The following is a 15,759-nucleotide window of genomic DNA, read 5'->3' as shown; positions in this document are numbered from 1 at the left end:
ACCGCACTTTTCCACTTTATTTCTGTCATAAACAGTATCGCAACGTAATCAATTAATAATAAAGGCATTACACATGAAAAAATATCTGGAAAACGATGTAACCGACGAGCGGATCTTTCACCAACGCCGTAAGATTCTGACCGCACTGGGTATTGCCGGCAGCAGTTTGCTGCTGCCCGATTTTGCCCGTGCACAAGCCGTATTAACGGAGAATAGCGAACTGAATCCCACACCGGAAGATAAAGTGATCGGTTATAACAATTTCTATGAATTCGGTGTCGGCAAAGAAGATCCGCAGCAATATGCCCGTGATTTTAAAACCAATCCCTGGACGTTGAGCGTCGACGGTGAGGTACATAACCCGTTAACCCTCGACTGGGACGATTTACATCAACGCTTTGCCTTGCAAGAACGAATTTATCGTTTCCGCTGTGTCGAAGCTTGGTCAATGGTCATTCCGTGGCTGGGTTTTGAGCTCAATCAATTGTTAAAAGCCGCCAATCCGACCGGCAATGCCAAATATGTCCGTTTTGAGACATTGTATGATCCGCAGCAAATGCCGGGACAGCGTGATCGTTATTTCGGCGGCGGAATCGCGTATCCCTACATTGAAGGCCTGAGCATACAAGAAGCAATGCACCCGCTGACGTTAATGGCGGTCGGCGTATACGGTAAAACACTATTGCCGCAAAACGGTGCGCCGGTACGTTTGGCTGTGCCGTGGAAATATGGCTTTAAAAGTATTAAATCGATTGTCAAAATCACGCTGACCGAACAGCAACCGTTAAATACTTGGCAGAAACTGGCACCGAATGAATATGGATTTTATGCCAATGTCAATCCGCAAGTGGATCATCCTCGCTGGTCGCAAGCCAGTGAGCGTGTTATCGGCAGCGGCGGTCTGTTTTCAGCCAAACGCCAACCGACATTGATGTTTAACGGCTATGCGGAACAAGTCGCTTGGTTATATCGTGATCTGGATTTACGGACTTATTTTTAATGTTTAATTTAATTCGTCTGCTCATTCACATTTGCTGTCTGTCGCCGTTGTTATGGCTGGGTTATATCCTTCGTTACGGCGATATCGATCAAACACTCGGCGCCGATCCGGTGAAAGAGTTAATTCACTTCCTGGGACTGACCGCACTTTATATTTTTAGTGCGCTGTTTATATTACGAATTATCACCCAACTCAGCGGTCATCAGCGCTTACGCAGCCTACACCGTGATTTAGGATTATGGGGATTATTTTGGCTGATGCTGCATCTCGGCAGCTATCTGTTTTTAGAACTTGCCTTCGATTACAGATTATTTTTCTCTGAAATCATAAAGCGCTCCTATTTACTGCTAGGCGCTATCGCATTCTTACTTTTATTGGCAATTGCCGTCAGCTCGATTCCTTATTTGCGCGGTAAAATGGCAAAAAATTGGTTTATATTGCATCAATTCAGCAATTTAGCCATCGTGTTGGCGGTTATTCACTATTATTGGTCGAGCAAAGGACTTACGTTACAACCTCGATTTTTTCTCGGATTTGCCGTTATGGTGCTTTTCTGGAAATGCTTTGCCAAACCGATTATCGCCTATAAAAACAAACCCGCCGACTGTTGAAAAGCTAGCGGGTTTATATTGCAATGATTTTACTAACGTTTGGTTTTAGTCAGTTTTTCAGTCAATTCATAGGCGTGCAGTTTTGCCAATTCGCGTGATAACTTCGATGACAACAAGGAATAATCCACATCACCATGCTTGGAATGCGTATTTTCCTCAGCCCGCCGTTTAGCAGCCAGAATCCGGTCTTTATCCAGTTCGTCGCCCCGAATCGCCGTATCTGCCAGCACAGTAACCACTTCCGGCTGTACTTCAAGGAAGCCGCCTGAAACATAAATCACCTCTTGACCGCCCTCTTGCCTGATTTGCAAAACACCGGGCTTGATTTCCGTCAATAATGGCGTATGTCCCGGCAAAATCCCCAGATCCCCTTCAATACCGGAAACCTGAATACTGCTGACTTTACCGTGAAAAATCTGTTTCTCCGCACTAACTACCGTCAGTTCAAATGAAGATGCCATCTTCTTCTCCTATCATTTGGTTATGTCGTTCCGCTGTATCTCACATACCCTGAGGAGTGATTACATTTTCTCGGCTTTTGCCAATACTTCATCGATAGAACCGACCATATAGAACGCTTGTTCCGGAATATGATCATATTCGCCGTCCAAAATACCTTTAAAGCCTGCAATCGTATCTTTCAGTGACACATATTTACCCGGGGAACCGGTAAAGACTTCTGCCACGAAGAACGGCTGCGACAAGAAACGTTCGATTTTACGCGCTCGGGCAACAACCAGTTTGTCATCTTCCGACAACTCGTCCATCCCCAAAATCGCAATAATATCTTTCAATTCTTTATAACGTTGCAGCGTCGATTGCACACCGCGCGCCACTTCATAGTGATCTTTGCCGACGACCAACGGATCGAGCTGACGAGAAGTCGAATCCAGCGGATCCACCGCCGGATAAATCCCCAATGAGGCGATTTGGCGGCTAAGTACCACCGTTGCATCCAAGTGGGCAAACGTGGTTGCCGGTGACGGGTCGGTCAAGTCGTCCGCCGGTACGTATACCGCCTGAATCGAGGTAATCGAACCGGTTTTGGTTGACGTAATCCGTTCTTGTAAAACGCCCATCTCTTCCGCCAAGGTCGGCTGATAACCTACCGCCGACGGCATACGCCCCAGCAATGCCGAAACTTCGGTACCTGCCAAGGTATAACGATAGATATTATCCACGAAGAATAAGACATCGCGCCCTTCGTCACGGAATTTTTCCGCCATGGTTAACCCTGTTAAGGCAACACGCAAACGGTTGCCCGGCGGTTCGTTCATTTGACCGTAAACCAACGATACTTTGTCCAATACGTTAGAGTCTTGCATTTCATGGTAGAAGTCGTTCCCTTCACGGGTACGCTCACCAACACCGGCAAAAACCGAATAACCTGAGTGCTCAATCGCGATATTACGGATTAATTCCATCATATTCACAGTCTTACCGACCCCGGCACCACCGAATAAGCCGACTTTTCCCCCTTTGGCGAACGGACAAACCAAGTCGATAACTTTGATGCCGGTTTCCAAAAGTTCGGTACTGTTGGCTTGATCTTCATAACTTGGCGCTTCGCGGTGGATCGACCAACTTTCTTCCGCCCCGATAGGCCCCAACTCATCAATCGGATCACCCAACACATTCATGATACGACCCAGTGTTTTCACACCTACCGGAACCGAAATCGGGTTATTGGTGTTGATGACGCTCAAATGGCGTTTCAATCCGTCTGACGACCCCATCGCGATACAACGCACGATTCCGCCGCCCAACTGTTGTTGAACCTCAAGGGTTAACCCGGTTTCAACTTTCAGCGCATCATAAACTTTTGGCACTGCATCTTGCGGAAACTCAACGTCAATGACGGCACCGATGATTTGTACAATTTTTCCTGTTGCCATTACCGATCCTCTACTATTTTCTTTAAATTGCGGCCGCACCGGCAACAATTTCATTTAATTCATTTGTAATACTGGCTTGACGAGCTTTGTTGTAAACCAACTGCAAGTCATTAATCAAGTTGCCGGCATTATCCGTTGCTGATTTCATTGCCACCATCCGTGCAGCCTGCTCCGACGCCAGATTCTCCACTACAGCCTGATAAACCTGCGCTTCCAGATAACGGGTCAGCAGTTTATCCAATAAATATTTGGAGTTCGGTTCATACAGATAGTCCCAGCTGTTTTCAGTCGTCAGTTCATCTTCTTCCAATTCGGGCAAAGGAATCAGCTGCTGCACCACCGGTTTTTGTGACATGGTGTTGACAAACTTATTATAAACAATATAGATGGCGTCATATTCGCCGCTGCTGTAACTGTCGAACATGGTATTGGCAATCCCAATGATTTGTTCGACCGAGGGCGTATCCCCCATACCGGAAGTCTGCCCGCGAATCGTCAATCCCAACGAATGGAAGAAACTAATCGCTTTCGAACCCAGCAACGCGACTTCCACACTGATCTGTTTGTCTTTCCACTGCTTAAATTCGTTAAGTGCGGTTTTAAACAAGTTAACATTTAAACCGCCGCATAACCCGCGATCAGTGGAGATGACCAAAAAACCGACTTTTTTGATTTCACGTTCAACTAAAAAAGGATGCCGATACTCGATATTCCCTTTGGAAACATGGCTAATTACGTTGCGTATTGCTGTCGAATACGGACGTGAAGAAGACATGCGTTCCTGCGTTTTGCGCATTTTTGAGGCTGCAACCATTTCCATTGCCTTGGTGATTTTTTGCGTACTTTTCACACTGGCAATTTTGGTTCTGATCTCTTTCGCACCTGCCATTTCATCTCTCCGTTAGGTCAATACTTACCATGAACCTTTGGCTTTAAAGTTATCCAAGATAGCTTTCAGTTTATCTTTGATTTCGTCGTTATAATCCCCGGTTCTGGACAATTCTTTCAGAAATTCCGCTTCGGTATTATTGGCAAAATCAAACAGACTGTTTTCAAACGAACCGATACGCTCCAGTTCGACATCATCCAGATAACCGAATTCCACCGCAAACAGCACAAGCGCTTGCTGGCCGACACTTAACGGCGAATATTGGGTCTGTTTCAACAACTCGGTAACTTTCTGACCGTGAGAAAGCTGTTTACGGGTCGCATCATCCAAATCCGAGGCAAACTGGGCAAATGCCGCCAGTTCACGGTATTGCGCAAGTGCGGTACGAATTCCGCCAGCCAGCTTTTTCACCACTTTGGTTTGTGCTGCGCCGCCGACACGGGAAACCGAAATCCCCGGATTGACCGCCGGTCGAATGCCGGAGTTGAACAGATCCGATTCAAGGAAAATCTGGCCGTCGGTAATCGAAATCACATTGGTCGGTACGAATGCGGAAACATCTCCGGCTTGGGTTTCAATGATCGGAAGTGCGGTCAGAGAACCGGTTTTGCCTTTCACCCGTCCGTTAGTAAATTTCTCTACATAGTCAGCACTGACGCGAGCCGCCCGTTCCAATAAACGGGAGTGCAGATAGAAAACATCGCCCGGAAACGCTTCTCGACCCGGCGGACGGCGCAACAACAGGGAGATTTGACGATAGGCAACCGCTTGTTTCGATAAATCATCGTAAACAATCAGCGCATCTTCACCGTTGTCACGGAAGAATTCTCCCATTGCACAACCGGCATACGGCGCCAAATATTGCAATGCGGCGGATTCCGCAGCAGACGCCACCACCACGATGGTATTGGCTAATGCGCCGTGTTCTTCCAGCTTGCGCACCACATTGGCAATAGTCGAGGCTTTTTGCCCGACAGCAACATAGATACATTTAATATCGGAATCACGCTGATTGATAATCGCATCAATCGCAAGTGCGGTTTTCCCGGTTTGGCGGTCACCGATAATCAATTCACGCTGACCACGTCCGATCGGCACCATGGAGTCAACCGCTTTATAACCGGTCTGTACCGGCTGATCAACCGATTTACGATCGATAACCCCCGGTGCAATCACTTCAATCGGCGAGTAGGCATCGGCAACGATTTCACCTTTTCCGTCAATCGGCTGTCCCAACGTATTAACGACACGTCCCAACAGGTTACGTCCGACCGGCACTTCCAAAATACGGCCGGTACACTGTACTTCCATACCTTCCGCCAAATCGGAATAAGGCCCCATCACCACCGCACCGACCGAGTCTCTTTCCAAGTTCAGGGCAATGGCAAAACGGTTACCCGGCAGGGCGATCATTTCACCTTGCATGGCATCGCTCAAGCCGTTAATCCGGATAATTCCGTCGCTTACCGAAACGATAGTGCCGGTATTACGCGCTTCGCTGGTCACGTTAAAATCGGCAATCCGTTTCTTAATCAGTTCACTAATTTCTGTAGAATTCAGTTGCATCTTATCTTCCTCTTATAATTGCAACTCATTGGCCAAGCGGTTTAACTGACCACGGCTGCTGCCGTCGATGACCAAATCACCTGCGCGAATAATCGCGCCGCCAATCAAGCTCTTATCAATGCTGCAATTTAATTTCACTTTGCGGGCAAGTTTCTTTTCCATTGCCTGGAGAATATTTTGTTGTTGTTTCTGCGTTAACGGTTCAGCGGAAATCACTTCAACGTCAGCCAGCGCCTTATAGTCGTCAACAAAGCGTTGAAACAGCCGAAGCACGTCGGGAAGTGCGGTTAACCGCTTGTTTTCTGCCATTAAACGGATAAGGTTTTGCCCGTACTGATCCAGCTGATCACCACAAATCTGAATGAATGCGGTCGCGGTTTTTTGCGGTGAAAACGCTTCTTTCAGAAAAATTTTCATCTGATCGTTTTCCGCCACGGCGGCACTGAAATTCAACATTTGCAGCCATTGATCCAACCGGTTCTGTTCAACCGCAAAATCAAATGCAGCTTTAGCATAGGGGCGTGCGACTGTGATATATTCTGACATTAGCCCCACCTTCCTTATAGTTCTGCAACAAGTTTATCGATGATATCGCTGTTAGCCGCTTCATCAATCGAACGACCCACAATTTTTTCCGCACCGGCCAACGCCAATGAAGCGACTTTGACGCGCAGCTCTTCTTGTGCACGCTTACGCTCGGCTTCCACTTCGGCATAGCCTTGTTCGATAATTTTGGCTTTGACGGATTCGGCTTCCGACCGCACTTCGTCCAACATTTCATTGCGGCGTTTATTGGCCAAATCAACGATTTCCTGCGCCTGTCTTTTAGCGGCATTCAGTTCTTGTTCAACCAGCACCTTGGTGTCCGCCTGTTCCTGTTTGGCGGCTTCTGCCGATGCCAACGCATTGGCAATGCCGGATTGACGCTCTTCGATTGCCTTAATAATCGGCGGCCAGACAAACTTCATGCAGAACCAGACGAACAGCAGGAATGCAATCGATTGTCCAATCAGTGTTGCGTTAATATTCACAACGTCCTCCTCAATAATGGTTACCGGTGATACAGCTTTTCAGCCGTAACGAGAAAATTAGCCCAGCAACGCAGCGAACGGATTTGTGAAGATAAAGTAAAGCGCAATACCCACTGCAATCATTGAAATCGCATCAAGTAAACCTGCAACGATAAACATTTTGGTTAACAAAGAGTTAGCCAGTTCAGGTTGACGTGCTGCCGACTCTAAATATTTACCGCCCAATAAACCGAAGCCTAAAGCCGTGCCTAATGCTGCAATTGAAATCATAATTGCAGAAGCGATAATTGTTGCCGAGATTACAGTTTCCATGATTTTCTCCATGTTTAAGTTAAAGTATTGGCAAAATTGCCGGGTTAAAAATAAAAATTAGTGTTCCGCTTTATTGTAAGCGATACTGATATAGACAATGGTCAGCATCATAAAAATAAACGCCTGCAATACCACCACCAAAATGTGGAAAATCGCCCATGCCAAATGCAAACCGATACCGAGCCCGCCCACCAGATAATTGGCGGAGTAGGTCAGTGCAATCAGGATAAAAATCAGTTCGCCGGCATACAGGTTACCGAACAGACGCAAGCCCAGCGAAACCGGTTTTGCCAGTAAAGTGACGGTTTCCAACAGGAAGTTGACCGGAATAAAGAGCGGATGATTGAACGGATGCATGGTGTATTCTTTCACCAAGCCGCCGAATCCTTTGGATTTTACCGTATAGATAATAATCAGAAAGAAAACCGCAATCGACATCCCGAAAGTTACGTTCATGTCCGCAGTCGGCACCGCCCGTAAATATTCAAATCCCAGCGCATGTGCGATTTGCGGCAAATAATCGACCGGAATCAAATCAACGGTATTCATCAGCAATACCCAGACAAATACCGTTAAACCCAACGGCCCGATAAATTCTCGGCTGCCGTGGAAATTTTCCCTGGCTACGCCGTCAATCCATTCCACCAGCATTTCAACCGCACACTGAAATTTCCCCGGCACTCCGCTGGTCGCTTTTTTGGCTACTTTGCGGAAAATAAACAGAAACAAAATACCGGTCAGCAATGAAAAAAACAGAGAGTCAAGATTAACCGACCAGAAACCGTCGCCATGGGTGAGAAATGAAAGGTGATGTTGAATATATTCAATAGAAGTTTGGGATGAACCTTCAGCAGCCATACAATTTCCTACTTCGCAAGTGAGTTAATTTTTACTTTTTGTCAAAATAAAAGGTAAAAGGTTATTAAGTAATATTAAACCAAAATAACCCGCAAAGAACAGCAGCGGGTCGATAGTAATGTTAACGAAAACCAACAACAATAAAATCACGGTTAACGCGATTTTAATGCCTTCGCCTTGGTAAAAAATTTTGAGTTTATCTTGCAACGGCACATTTGCCCGCAGATAAAAAACATAAACGGCAAAAGCCAGCTGCGGCAACCAGCCGATTAAGGCGCCCAATAACAAGGAAAGGGAAAGTGCGGGTTGCGACAGATTGATCAATGTATAACCGACCACTATCAACACAAATTGAACCAAGAATATTTTGCGATAATGTGCTTTATTTTTATCCAGTACGGCCGACATTTGATATCCTGTTAACAAACCGACATTTCTGTTTGCCTGTTTCGGTTGCTTGACGCTTAAAAGACTACCTCCGAAGAGGTAAACTGCAACTAAGCAAAACTGGTTAAATTATACGGTCAGATTTAATTATTGCAATGATTAAAGGCGGCAAAAATGTTATTTAGTTAACATTTACTAAAATTTTTTTACCTTTTTATCACAATTATGCATTAACACTGTTTTTTAACGATTTTATGAAACCTTCGAAAGCACAATCAAGTGCCTTTCACCGATTAATTGTGGAACAAAAAGCTTAATTTTTTCATGCAAATAAAAATCAGACTCCAAATTTTCCAGCTCTTCGCTTTGAAGAATGCCTTTTAACGCATAAAAACGACCGGAATCGGCTAATAAATGGCAACACCATTCGGTCATATCCTGCAACGAAGCGAACGCTCGGCTCAGCACTCCGTCAAACCGCTCTTCAGGCCGGTATTGTTCCACTCGACTTTGAATCGGCGTCACGTTAGTTAATCCTAACTGGCGAATAGCCTGTTTGATAAAGGTGATCCGTTTTCCCAGACTATCAAGCAGAAAATAGTGCTGATCGGGATTAATAATCGCCAATGGGATACCCGGCAAACCGGGACCGGTACCGACATCGATAAAACGTTTTCCCTGTAAATAAGGAGTTACCGCCAAACTGTCCAAAATATGCTTTACCAGCATATCTTGCGGATCACGCACCGAGGTCAGGTTGTAAGCTTTATTCCACTTGTGCAACAATTCGACAAATGCGATTAGTTGTTGTCGTTGCGGCAGGCTGACTTCAAGTGCGGTTTCGGCTAATAGCTGATCCAGTTTTTCAGACAGATTCATGTTCGTCCCCGCGCTTTAACATGCCCTGCTTTTTCAAATTGACCAACAAAATCGAAATCGCCGCCGGCGTAATGCCGGAAATCCGTGACGCCTGCCCGATTGAAACCGGACGGTGCTGGGTCAACTTGGCACGAACTTCATTGGAAAGTCCGCTAACCTTGTCATAATCAAAATCAGCCGGAATTGCAGTGCTTTCATGGCGTTTATGCCGTTCGATTTCTTGCTGTTGATGTTCGATATAACCTTGATATTTAATCGAAATTTCAACTTGTTCCGCCGCTTCTTTGTCTTCAATCGCCGGCGCAAAAACCGAAAGTGCGGTCAGTTTTTGATAATCCACTTCCGGTCGACGCAGTAAATCTTCACCACTGGCTTCTCTGGTCAACGGCGTATTCAAAACGGCATTGACCGCAGCCAAATGCATCGATTGCGTATGAATCCATATTTGACGCAAGCGCTGTTGTTCACGTTCGATATTTTCCAGTTTTTGATTAAAACGCGCCCAACGCTGATCGTCAATTAAGCCTAGTTCCTTGGCTATCGGCGTTAAACGTAAATCGGCATTGTCTTCGCGCAATAACAAGCGGTATTCGGCGCGTGAGGTAAAGACCCGATACGGCTCTTTGGTGCCCAACGTACAAAGATCATCGACCAATACGCCCAAATAAGCCTGATCGCGGCGAGGATACCATGGCGCTTTCTGCTGTACCGACAACGCGGCATTGATCCCGGCCAGTAAGCCTTGCGCAGCCGCTTCTTCATAACCGGTAGTACCGTTAATTTGTCCGGCAAAAAATAGCCCGTTGATCGCTTTGGTTTCCAGCGACGGTTTCAAATCGCGCGGATCAAAATAATCGTATTCGATCGCATAACCCGGCTTGACGATCCGTGCATTTTCCAGCCCTTTCATGGCATTGACGATCCCAATCTGCACATCAAACGGTAAACTGGTTGAGATCCCGTTCGGGTAGATCTCGTTACTGGTCAGCCCCTCGGGTTCCAAATAGATCTGATGGCTGTTGCGTTCGGCAAAACGCATGACTTTATCTTCGATCGACGGGCAATAACGCGGGCCGATCCCTTCGATCACGCCGGCATACATCGGACTGCGATCCAAATTGGCACGGATCAGATCATGCGCTTTTTCATTGGTATGGGTGATATAACACGGGATCTGACGAGGGTGTTGATCGACTGATCCCATAAACGAAAAGACCGGCAGGATCGTATCGCCGTGCTGCTTTTCCAACACCGAAAAATCAATCGTCCGCGCGTCCAAACGCGGCGGCGTACCGGTTTTTAAACGATCAACACGCAAATTCAATTCGCGCAAACGATCAGCGAGCATAACCGAAGCCGGATCGCCGGCACGACCGCCAACATAGTTTTCCATACCGATATGGATCTTACCTGCCAAAAACGTACCGGCGGTCAACACCACCGATTTAGCCTGGAAAATCAGACCCATTTTGGTTTTAACGCCGCTGACATGATCTTGATCGAGTAAAATATCGATCACTTCCTGTTGGAAAATATCCAGATTCGGCTGATTTTCCAAAGCGATCCTAACCGCTTGGCGGTATAAAACCCGATCGGCCTGCGCACGCGTCGCACGTACCGCCGGGCCTTTACTGCCGTTCAACGTACGAAACTGGATCCCGGCCTGATCGGCGGCCGTTGCCATCAAACCGCCCATGGCATCGATCTCTTTAACCAGATGACCTTTACCGATCCCGCCGATCGCCGGATTACAGGACATTTGCCCTAAAGTATCAATATTATGCGTCAGCAGTAACGTTTTCAGCCCCATTCTTGCCGGTGCAAGTGCGGCTTCCGTGCCGGCGTGTCCGCCGCCGACAACGATCACATCGTATGTTTTGTTATAGATCATAAAAAACCTTTGCTTGATCAGATTCGCGATCAAGTCGTTATGTAAGAATCATGAAATTGGGCGCTATTCTACTGAATTTAATCGGTGGGTGAAAGCAAATTTATTGTGCGGATAATTGCCGATCAAAAAAGATCCGTGGTGTTTATAAAGATAAGATCTTTTTATATATAAAGATCTTATTATAGTGATTATTAGCATGCCACGATCCTGTAGAAAAGATCCTTTTTTTCTTTGTTCATAAGATCTTAACTACGATACTATCTTGTGGAGAAGATCCTTTCGGTATCTAAACAACTTGTGGATAAAGTGCGGTTTTATCCACAGACCGATGTTTTGATTAATTTGTTAAATGAAAAAATACAGCTTGTATACAATTTTGATCTGATTTATCCACAGGTCTTTTTTTATTGTTATGCTGTTTTTTTAAGCTGAGCGATAAATCCCGGCAGCCAGTTGTCCGCTTGCTGATCATGATCAAAACCGCTCAGGACATCTATCTTCAAGCTGTCGCAAAGCTGCACCGCTTGTTTTTCGGTTAATATTTTTTCAATTTTATCGACGGAAAAACAGAATGTGTCGTAATCGGAATTTCCCAGTCCGATCACGGAAAAAGTCAAGTGCGATAAGGAATCGACCGCACTTTCGATTTGTTCGAATAACGGCAGTAAATTATCCGGCAGATCGCCGGCTCCGTGGGTTGAAGTGACCAGCAGCCAAGCTTGATAATCCTTGACTTGATCCCAGTCCGGCCCATGAAAAAGTGCGGTTTGAATGCCGTGTTGCTGCATTATATCGTCACAATGTTCCGCCAAATATTCGGCGCTGCCCAGTGTACTGCCGCTGATTATACAAAGCGTTTGTTGCATAAACGATTCCTGTTTAATAAGGTTGTTTTTCGGGTAGGGAAGGATTTTGAGAAATTGGCGGAAGATCATGGGAGTTGAACCCACCCGAGACTGCTGGCAGCCTCAACAGGATTTGAAGTCCTGCCGCTTCACCGGAAACGACGATCTTCCCCGCAAATTTTGTAATATTGTACTGAATTTTAATCGAAATAACATTAAAATCAAACGCAATAATTATGATTATATTGCTGTGGTGGTGTTATGAATACTCTTTACCGTGCCTTACCGTCTATCGACAAGATCCTCAACAGCGAGCAAGGCGGATTGCTTGTCGCCCGTTTCGGCCATGCGGCGGTGGTCGCCCAGCTGCGCAGTCAGTTGCGGCAGGCGCGGCAACATATTCAGCAACAACAGCAATTGCCGCGCTATTTCAGCGATTTTTCAGTGCTTTATAAAAAAGTGGCGCATGATTTGCAACTACAGCAACAGGTCGCAATCAAAAAAGTACACAATCTGACCGGTACAGTGTTGCATACCAATTTAGGCAGAGCATTATGGAGTCGCTCGGCACAACAGGCGGCATTGGGCGCAATGCAGGAAAATGTCGCGCTGGAATTTGATTTGACACAGAGCAAGCGTAGCCATCGCGATCAGCATATCGGCGAACTATTGGCACAATTATGCGGGGCGGAAGCCGCCTGTATCGTCAATAATAACGCTGCGGCAGTCTTGTTGATGTTGGCAACGTTCGCCAATGGAAAAGAGGTGATTATTTCGCGCGGCGAGCTGATCGAAATCGGCGGTGCGTTTCGAATTCCCGATATTATGCAGCAGGCGAATTGCCGGTTAGTGGAAGTCGGCACCACCAATCGTACCCGTTTATCCGATTATCAACGGCAAATTAACGAAAATACCGCACTTTTGATGAAAGTTCACTGTAGTAACTATCAAATTTGCGGTTTTACCGAAAGCACTGCCGAAGCGGAATTGGCACAGCTGGCTCGGCAGCACCAACTGCCGTTAATCAGTGATTTAGGCAGCGGCGCATTAATTGATTTGACGCAATACGGTTTACCGGGCGAACCGACACCGCAAAAAATGTTGGCGGACGGGGTTGATTTAGTGTCGTTTTCCGGCGATAAGCTGTTGGGCGGCCCGCAAGCCGGCATTATTGTCGGTAAAAAAGCGTATATCGAACGTTTGCAACAGCATCCGCTGAAACGGGCATTACGCTGTGATAAAGTGATTTTGGCCGGATTGGAAGCAACATTGCGCGATTATCTGTTTCCCGAAAAATTGACGGAAGTAAATCCGACGTTGCAGCTGTTGACTCGGGATCTTGATACCTTGCGGCAAACCGCCGAGCAACTGCTGCTAAAATTACAGGAAAAACTCGGCGCGGATTATTGTCTGCAACTCGAAGCGAGTTCGGCACAAATCGGCAGCGGTTCGCAACCGATGTCTCGCATTCCGTCACTGGCGCTGACCTTATGTCCGTATTCGGACAAAAACAGCGATTTGATGCAGCTGATCCATTCACTGAAACAATTGAGCCGGCCTATTATCGGACGGATTGAAAATAACAAGCTCTGGCTGGATTTGCGCGGTGTCGCCAATCCTGAAAGGCTTTTAACCACCTTGGACGAATTATGATTATAGTCAGTGCAGGCCATGTCGATCACGGCAAAACAGCGCTAATACGGGCTTTGACCGGTGTCGATACCACCCATCTGCCGGAAGAAAAAAAACGCGGCATGACCATTGATTTGGGGTATGCCTATTTGCCGTCGGCAGACGGGAAAATACTTGGCTTTATCGATGTGCCGGGGCATGAACGCTTTTTATCCAATATGTTGGCAGGAGTCGGCGGAGTGGATTATGCCATGTTGGTGGTTGCCGCCGATGAAGGCATTAAACCGCAAACCGAAGAGCATCTGACGATTTTGCAGCTGCTTGAATTCAAACGGATTATGTTGGTGATCACGAAAGCGGATAAGGTTTCTTCACAACGGATTACCGACTTGCAACGGCAGTTATTCACCCGTTACCCGTTTTTAACGCAAAGTGCGGTTTTCATCACCTCTGCCGTCAATGGGACAGGGATTGCGGAATTAAAACGGCATTTGAGCGCACTTGAACTTTGCCACGATAGCAGTAAGCCGTTTCGTTATGCGATCGATCGGATTTTCCATGTGAAAGGGGCGGGCAAAGTGGTGACCGGTACGGCATTTGGCGGCAAAGTGGAGAGCGATGATCGGGTTTATCTGTCGAGCAGTTCGGCGACGCCGCTGCGGGTTAAACAAATTCATGCGCAAAACCGACCGAACGGCAGCGGCGTCGCCGGACAGCGACTGGCACTCAATTTGGGCGGAGAGACGGAAAAACAACCGATCTTGCGCGGCGATTGGTTGTTTTCAACACCGCAGGCAATCAGTTCCGAGCGGATTACGCTGCTGCTCAACCCGATTCAAGGATTAAAATCCAGTCACGCAATTCATCTTTACCACGCCGCCAGCCATACCACGGCAACATTAACTCTGCTTGAAAAAACAGCGGCTAAATCCGGTGAAACGGTATTGGCGGAAGCGGTATTGCAGCAGCCGCTGTTTTTGGCGTTCGGCGATAAGCTGATTTTGCGCAGCGGTGATAATCGGCAGACTGTCGCCGGGGCAAAGGTATTGGAGATCAATTCACCGACACGTTATAAACGCAACGAAGTGCGGTTAGCCTATTTGTGGAGGCTGGTTCAGGCGAAAAACATCGAGCAGCGCATGGCATTATATCTGCAACAGGGCTGTGTCGAGCAAAGTGCGGTATGCTGGTTGGAACAATTGCATGATCGACAGTTTTTGGATTTGCAGCAATGCCTCGGGTTTAAATCGGTACAACACTGTTCGTTTGATGGAGAATATGAACACTTGCAACAGCAGCGCCTGCTACAGGCGGTGCGGCATTACCATCAACAGTATGGCGATCAGCTTGGCGTGTCCAAAGCTCGTTTACAGCGCATAGCGGCGCTAAAGCAACCGCAAATTGTGATTTACCGCTTTATTCAGGATTTATTGGATAGCGGGCAACTGGCACAGACGCGTGGTTGGATACACCTGCCCGATCACAAAATCGCATTTACAGTACAAGAACAGGCATTGTGGCAACAGGTGGAAGCGGCATTTTCGGCGGCACAGGGACAAGCTCTCTGGGTACGCGATTTGGCGAAACAGCTGGGATATGACGAAACGGCAATGCGCAATTTTTTGTATAAAGCCGGCAAACAGGGCTACTTGATTGCAATTATCCGTGATCGTTTTTTCCTCAGCCAAACCGTTTATGCCTATGCGGACAGGATTAAACAACATATTCGGCAGCATGGGGCGATTTCGGTAAACGAACTGCGCGATCAGCTACAATTCGGGCGTAAAATGACAGTGCAGCTAATCGAATATTTTGACAAGTGCGGTTTTTTACGCCGTAAAGGGGATAGTCATCTGTTGCGTGATGGCGATATTTTTGAAATCAGTTGACCGCACTTTTATTCCTTTATGCCGGAAAAATCGTTAGAATAGCCCATTCTTTTATTTTGACAAACGAGAAAACC

General features: G+C 46.8%; 16 protein-coding genes and 1 tRNA gene. 4 read left to right on the top strand and 13 right to left on the bottom strand.

From position 1 onward, the window contains the following. Positions 1–73: 73 nt before the first annotated feature. Complete coding sequence (msrP, locus tag OA57_RS00155; protein ID WP_034611864.1) at positions 74–1,000, top strand: protein-methionine-sulfoxide reductase catalytic subunit MsrP; 927 nt, start codon at positions 74–76, stop codon at positions 998–1,000. Further along, positions 1,000–1,611: a protein-methionine-sulfoxide reductase heme-binding subunit MsrQ gene (locus OA57_RS00150; protein WP_034611861.1), complete on the top strand. Its 612-nt coding sequence runs from the start codon at positions 1,000–1,002 to the stop codon at positions 1,609–1,611. Before msrP ends, OA57_RS00150 begins: the two co-directional genes overlap by 1 nt. 32 nt (positions 1,612–1,643) lie before the next feature. Here the strand turns inward: OA57_RS00150 and OA57_RS00145 are convergent, their stop codons facing one another. From OA57_RS00145 to OA57_RS12545, 13 genes are all read right to left on the bottom strand, one after another. Beyond that, a complete protein-coding gene (locus OA57_RS00145; RefSeq protein ID WP_034611858.1) occupies positions 1,644–2,072 on the bottom strand; it encodes a F0F1 ATP synthase subunit epsilon in 429 nt (142 codons plus the stop codon). A 60-nt stretch (positions 2,073–2,132) separates the two neighbouring features. Continuing rightward, a complete protein-coding gene (gene atpD / locus OA57_RS00140; RefSeq protein ID WP_034611856.1) occupies positions 2,133–3,506 on the bottom strand; it encodes a F0F1 ATP synthase subunit beta in 1,374 nt (457 codons plus the stop codon). Positions 3,507–3,528: 22 nt separating this feature from the next. Continuing rightward, positions 3,529–4,395, bottom strand: coding sequence for a F0F1 ATP synthase subunit gamma (gene atpG, locus OA57_RS00135; RefSeq protein ID WP_034611851.1), 867 nt, complete (start codon positions 4,393–4,395; stop codon positions 3,529–3,531). Between the two features lie 24 nt (positions 4,396–4,419). Continuing rightward, positions 4,420–5,961: a F0F1 ATP synthase subunit alpha gene (atpA, locus tag OA57_RS00130; protein WP_034611848.1), complete on the bottom strand. Its 1,542-nt coding sequence runs from the start codon at positions 5,959–5,961 to the stop codon at positions 4,420–4,422. Between the two features lie 12 nt (positions 5,962–5,973). Beyond that, positions 5,974–6,507, bottom strand: coding sequence for a F0F1 ATP synthase subunit delta (gene atpH, locus OA57_RS00125; RefSeq protein ID WP_034611846.1), 534 nt, complete (start codon positions 6,505–6,507; stop codon positions 5,974–5,976). 14 nt (positions 6,508–6,521) lie between these two features. Next, entirely contained in the window at positions 6,522–6,992 is a 471-nt protein-coding gene (gene atpF, locus OA57_RS00120) for a F0F1 ATP synthase subunit B (protein ID WP_034611842.1), read from the bottom strand. Between the two features lie 57 nt (positions 6,993–7,049). Then, a complete protein-coding gene (atpE, locus tag OA57_RS00115) occupies positions 7,050–7,304 on the bottom strand; it encodes a F0F1 ATP synthase subunit C (protein ID WP_034611839.1) in 255 nt (84 codons plus the stop codon). Positions 7,305–7,361: 57 nt separating this feature from the next. Then, on the bottom strand, positions 7,362–8,162 hold the full coding sequence (gene atpB / locus OA57_RS00110; protein WP_034611836.1) for a F0F1 ATP synthase subunit A: 801 nt from the start codon (positions 8,160–8,162) through the stop codon (positions 7,362–7,364). Between the two features lie 24 nt (positions 8,163–8,186). Then, positions 8,187–8,570: an ATP synthase subunit I gene (locus OA57_RS00105; protein WP_034611833.1), complete on the bottom strand. Its 384-nt coding sequence runs from the start codon at positions 8,568–8,570 to the stop codon at positions 8,187–8,189. A gap of 231 nt (positions 8,571–8,801) precedes the next feature. After that, complete coding sequence (rsmG, locus tag OA57_RS00100; RefSeq protein WP_152596689.1) at positions 8,802–9,422, bottom strand: 16S rRNA (guanine(527)-N(7))-methyltransferase RsmG; 621 nt, start codon at positions 9,420–9,422, stop codon at positions 8,802–8,804. Continuing rightward, entirely contained in the window at positions 9,415–11,319 is a 1,905-nt protein-coding gene (gene mnmG, locus OA57_RS00095; RefSeq protein ID WP_034611828.1) for a tRNA uridine-5-carboxymethylaminomethyl(34) synthesis enzyme MnmG, read from the bottom strand. The genes rsmG and mnmG overlap by 8 nt, the downstream gene beginning before the upstream one ends. A gap of 410 nt (positions 11,320–11,729) precedes the next feature. After that, a complete protein-coding gene (gene mioC / locus OA57_RS00090; protein ID WP_034611825.1) occupies positions 11,730–12,185 on the bottom strand; it encodes an FMN-binding protein MioC in 456 nt (151 codons plus the stop codon). Between the two features lie 55 nt (positions 12,186–12,240). After that, positions 12,241–12,335, bottom strand: a tRNA-Sec gene (locus tag OA57_RS12545). 90 nt (positions 12,336–12,425) lie between these two features. Between OA57_RS12545 and selA the strand changes: the two genes are divergently transcribed. Both selA and selB read left to right on the top strand, forming a co-directional pair. After that, complete coding sequence (selA, locus tag OA57_RS00080) at positions 12,426–13,817, top strand: L-seryl-tRNA(Sec) selenium transferase (RefSeq protein WP_034611821.1); 1,392 nt, start codon at positions 12,426–12,428, stop codon at positions 13,815–13,817. Next, positions 13,814–15,685 carry a selenocysteine-specific translation elongation factor gene (gene selB / locus OA57_RS00075; protein WP_034611818.1) on the top strand — a complete coding sequence of 624 codons (1,872 nt, stop codon included), beginning with the start codon at positions 13,814–13,816 and terminating at the stop codon, positions 15,683–15,685. The genes selA and selB overlap by 4 nt, the downstream gene beginning before the upstream one ends. Positions 15,686–15,759 lie beyond the last annotated feature (74 nt).

The organism is Chelonobacter oris, from assembly GCF_000772535.1.
GTDB lineage: Bacteria > Pseudomonadota > Gammaproteobacteria > Enterobacterales > Pasteurellaceae > Chelonobacter > Chelonobacter oris.
This window is presented reverse-complemented; position numbering and strand designations above follow the sequence as displayed.

What these genes read in the sequence shown, in the direction of transcription:
- msrP (WP_034611864.1), top strand. Translation starts at nt 74, where the DNA reads ATGAAAAAATATCTGGAAAACGATGTAACCGACGAGCGGATCTTTCAC.
- OA57_RS00150 (WP_034611861.1), top strand. Translation starts at nt 1,000, where the DNA reads ATGTTTAATTTAATTCGTCTGCTCATTCACATTTGCTGTCTGTCGCCG.
- OA57_RS00145 (WP_034611858.1), bottom strand. Translation starts at nt 2,072, where the DNA reads ATGGCATCTTCATTTGAACTGACGGTAGTTAGTGCGGAGAAACAGATT.
- atpD (WP_034611856.1), bottom strand. Translation starts at nt 3,506, where the DNA reads ATGGCAACAGGAAAAATTGTACAAATCATCGGTGCCGTCATTGACGTT.
- atpG (WP_034611851.1), bottom strand. Translation starts at nt 4,395, where the DNA reads ATGGCAGGTGCGAAAGAGATCAGAACCAAAATTGCCAGTGTGAAAAGT.
- atpA (WP_034611848.1), bottom strand. Translation starts at nt 5,961, where the DNA reads ATGCAACTGAATTCTACAGAAATTAGTGAACTGATTAAGAAACGGATT.
- atpH (WP_034611846.1), bottom strand. Translation starts at nt 6,507, where the DNA reads ATGTCAGAATATATCACAGTCGCACGCCCCTATGCTAAAGCTGCATTT.
- atpE (WP_034611839.1), bottom strand. Translation starts at nt 7,304, where the DNA reads ATGGAAACTGTAATCTCGGCAACAATTATCGCTTCTGCAATTATGATT.
- atpB (WP_034611836.1), bottom strand. Translation starts at nt 8,162, where the DNA reads ATGGCTGCTGAAGGTTCATCCCAAACTTCTATTGAATATATTCAACAT.
- OA57_RS00105 (WP_034611833.1), bottom strand. Translation starts at nt 8,570, where the DNA reads ATGTCGGCCGTACTGGATAAAAATAAAGCACATTATCGCAAAATATTC.
- mnmG (WP_034611828.1), bottom strand. Translation starts at nt 11,319, where the DNA reads ATGATCTATAACAAAACATACGATGTGATCGTTGTCGGCGGCGGACAC.
- mioC (WP_034611825.1), bottom strand. Translation starts at nt 12,185, where the DNA reads ATGCAACAAACGCTTTGTATAATCAGCGGCAGTACACTGGGCAGCGCC.
- selA (WP_034611821.1), top strand. Translation starts at nt 12,426, where the DNA reads ATGAATACTCTTTACCGTGCCTTACCGTCTATCGACAAGATCCTCAAC.
- selB (WP_034611818.1), top strand. Translation starts at nt 13,814, where the DNA reads ATGATTATAGTCAGTGCAGGCCATGTCGATCACGGCAAAACAGCGCTA.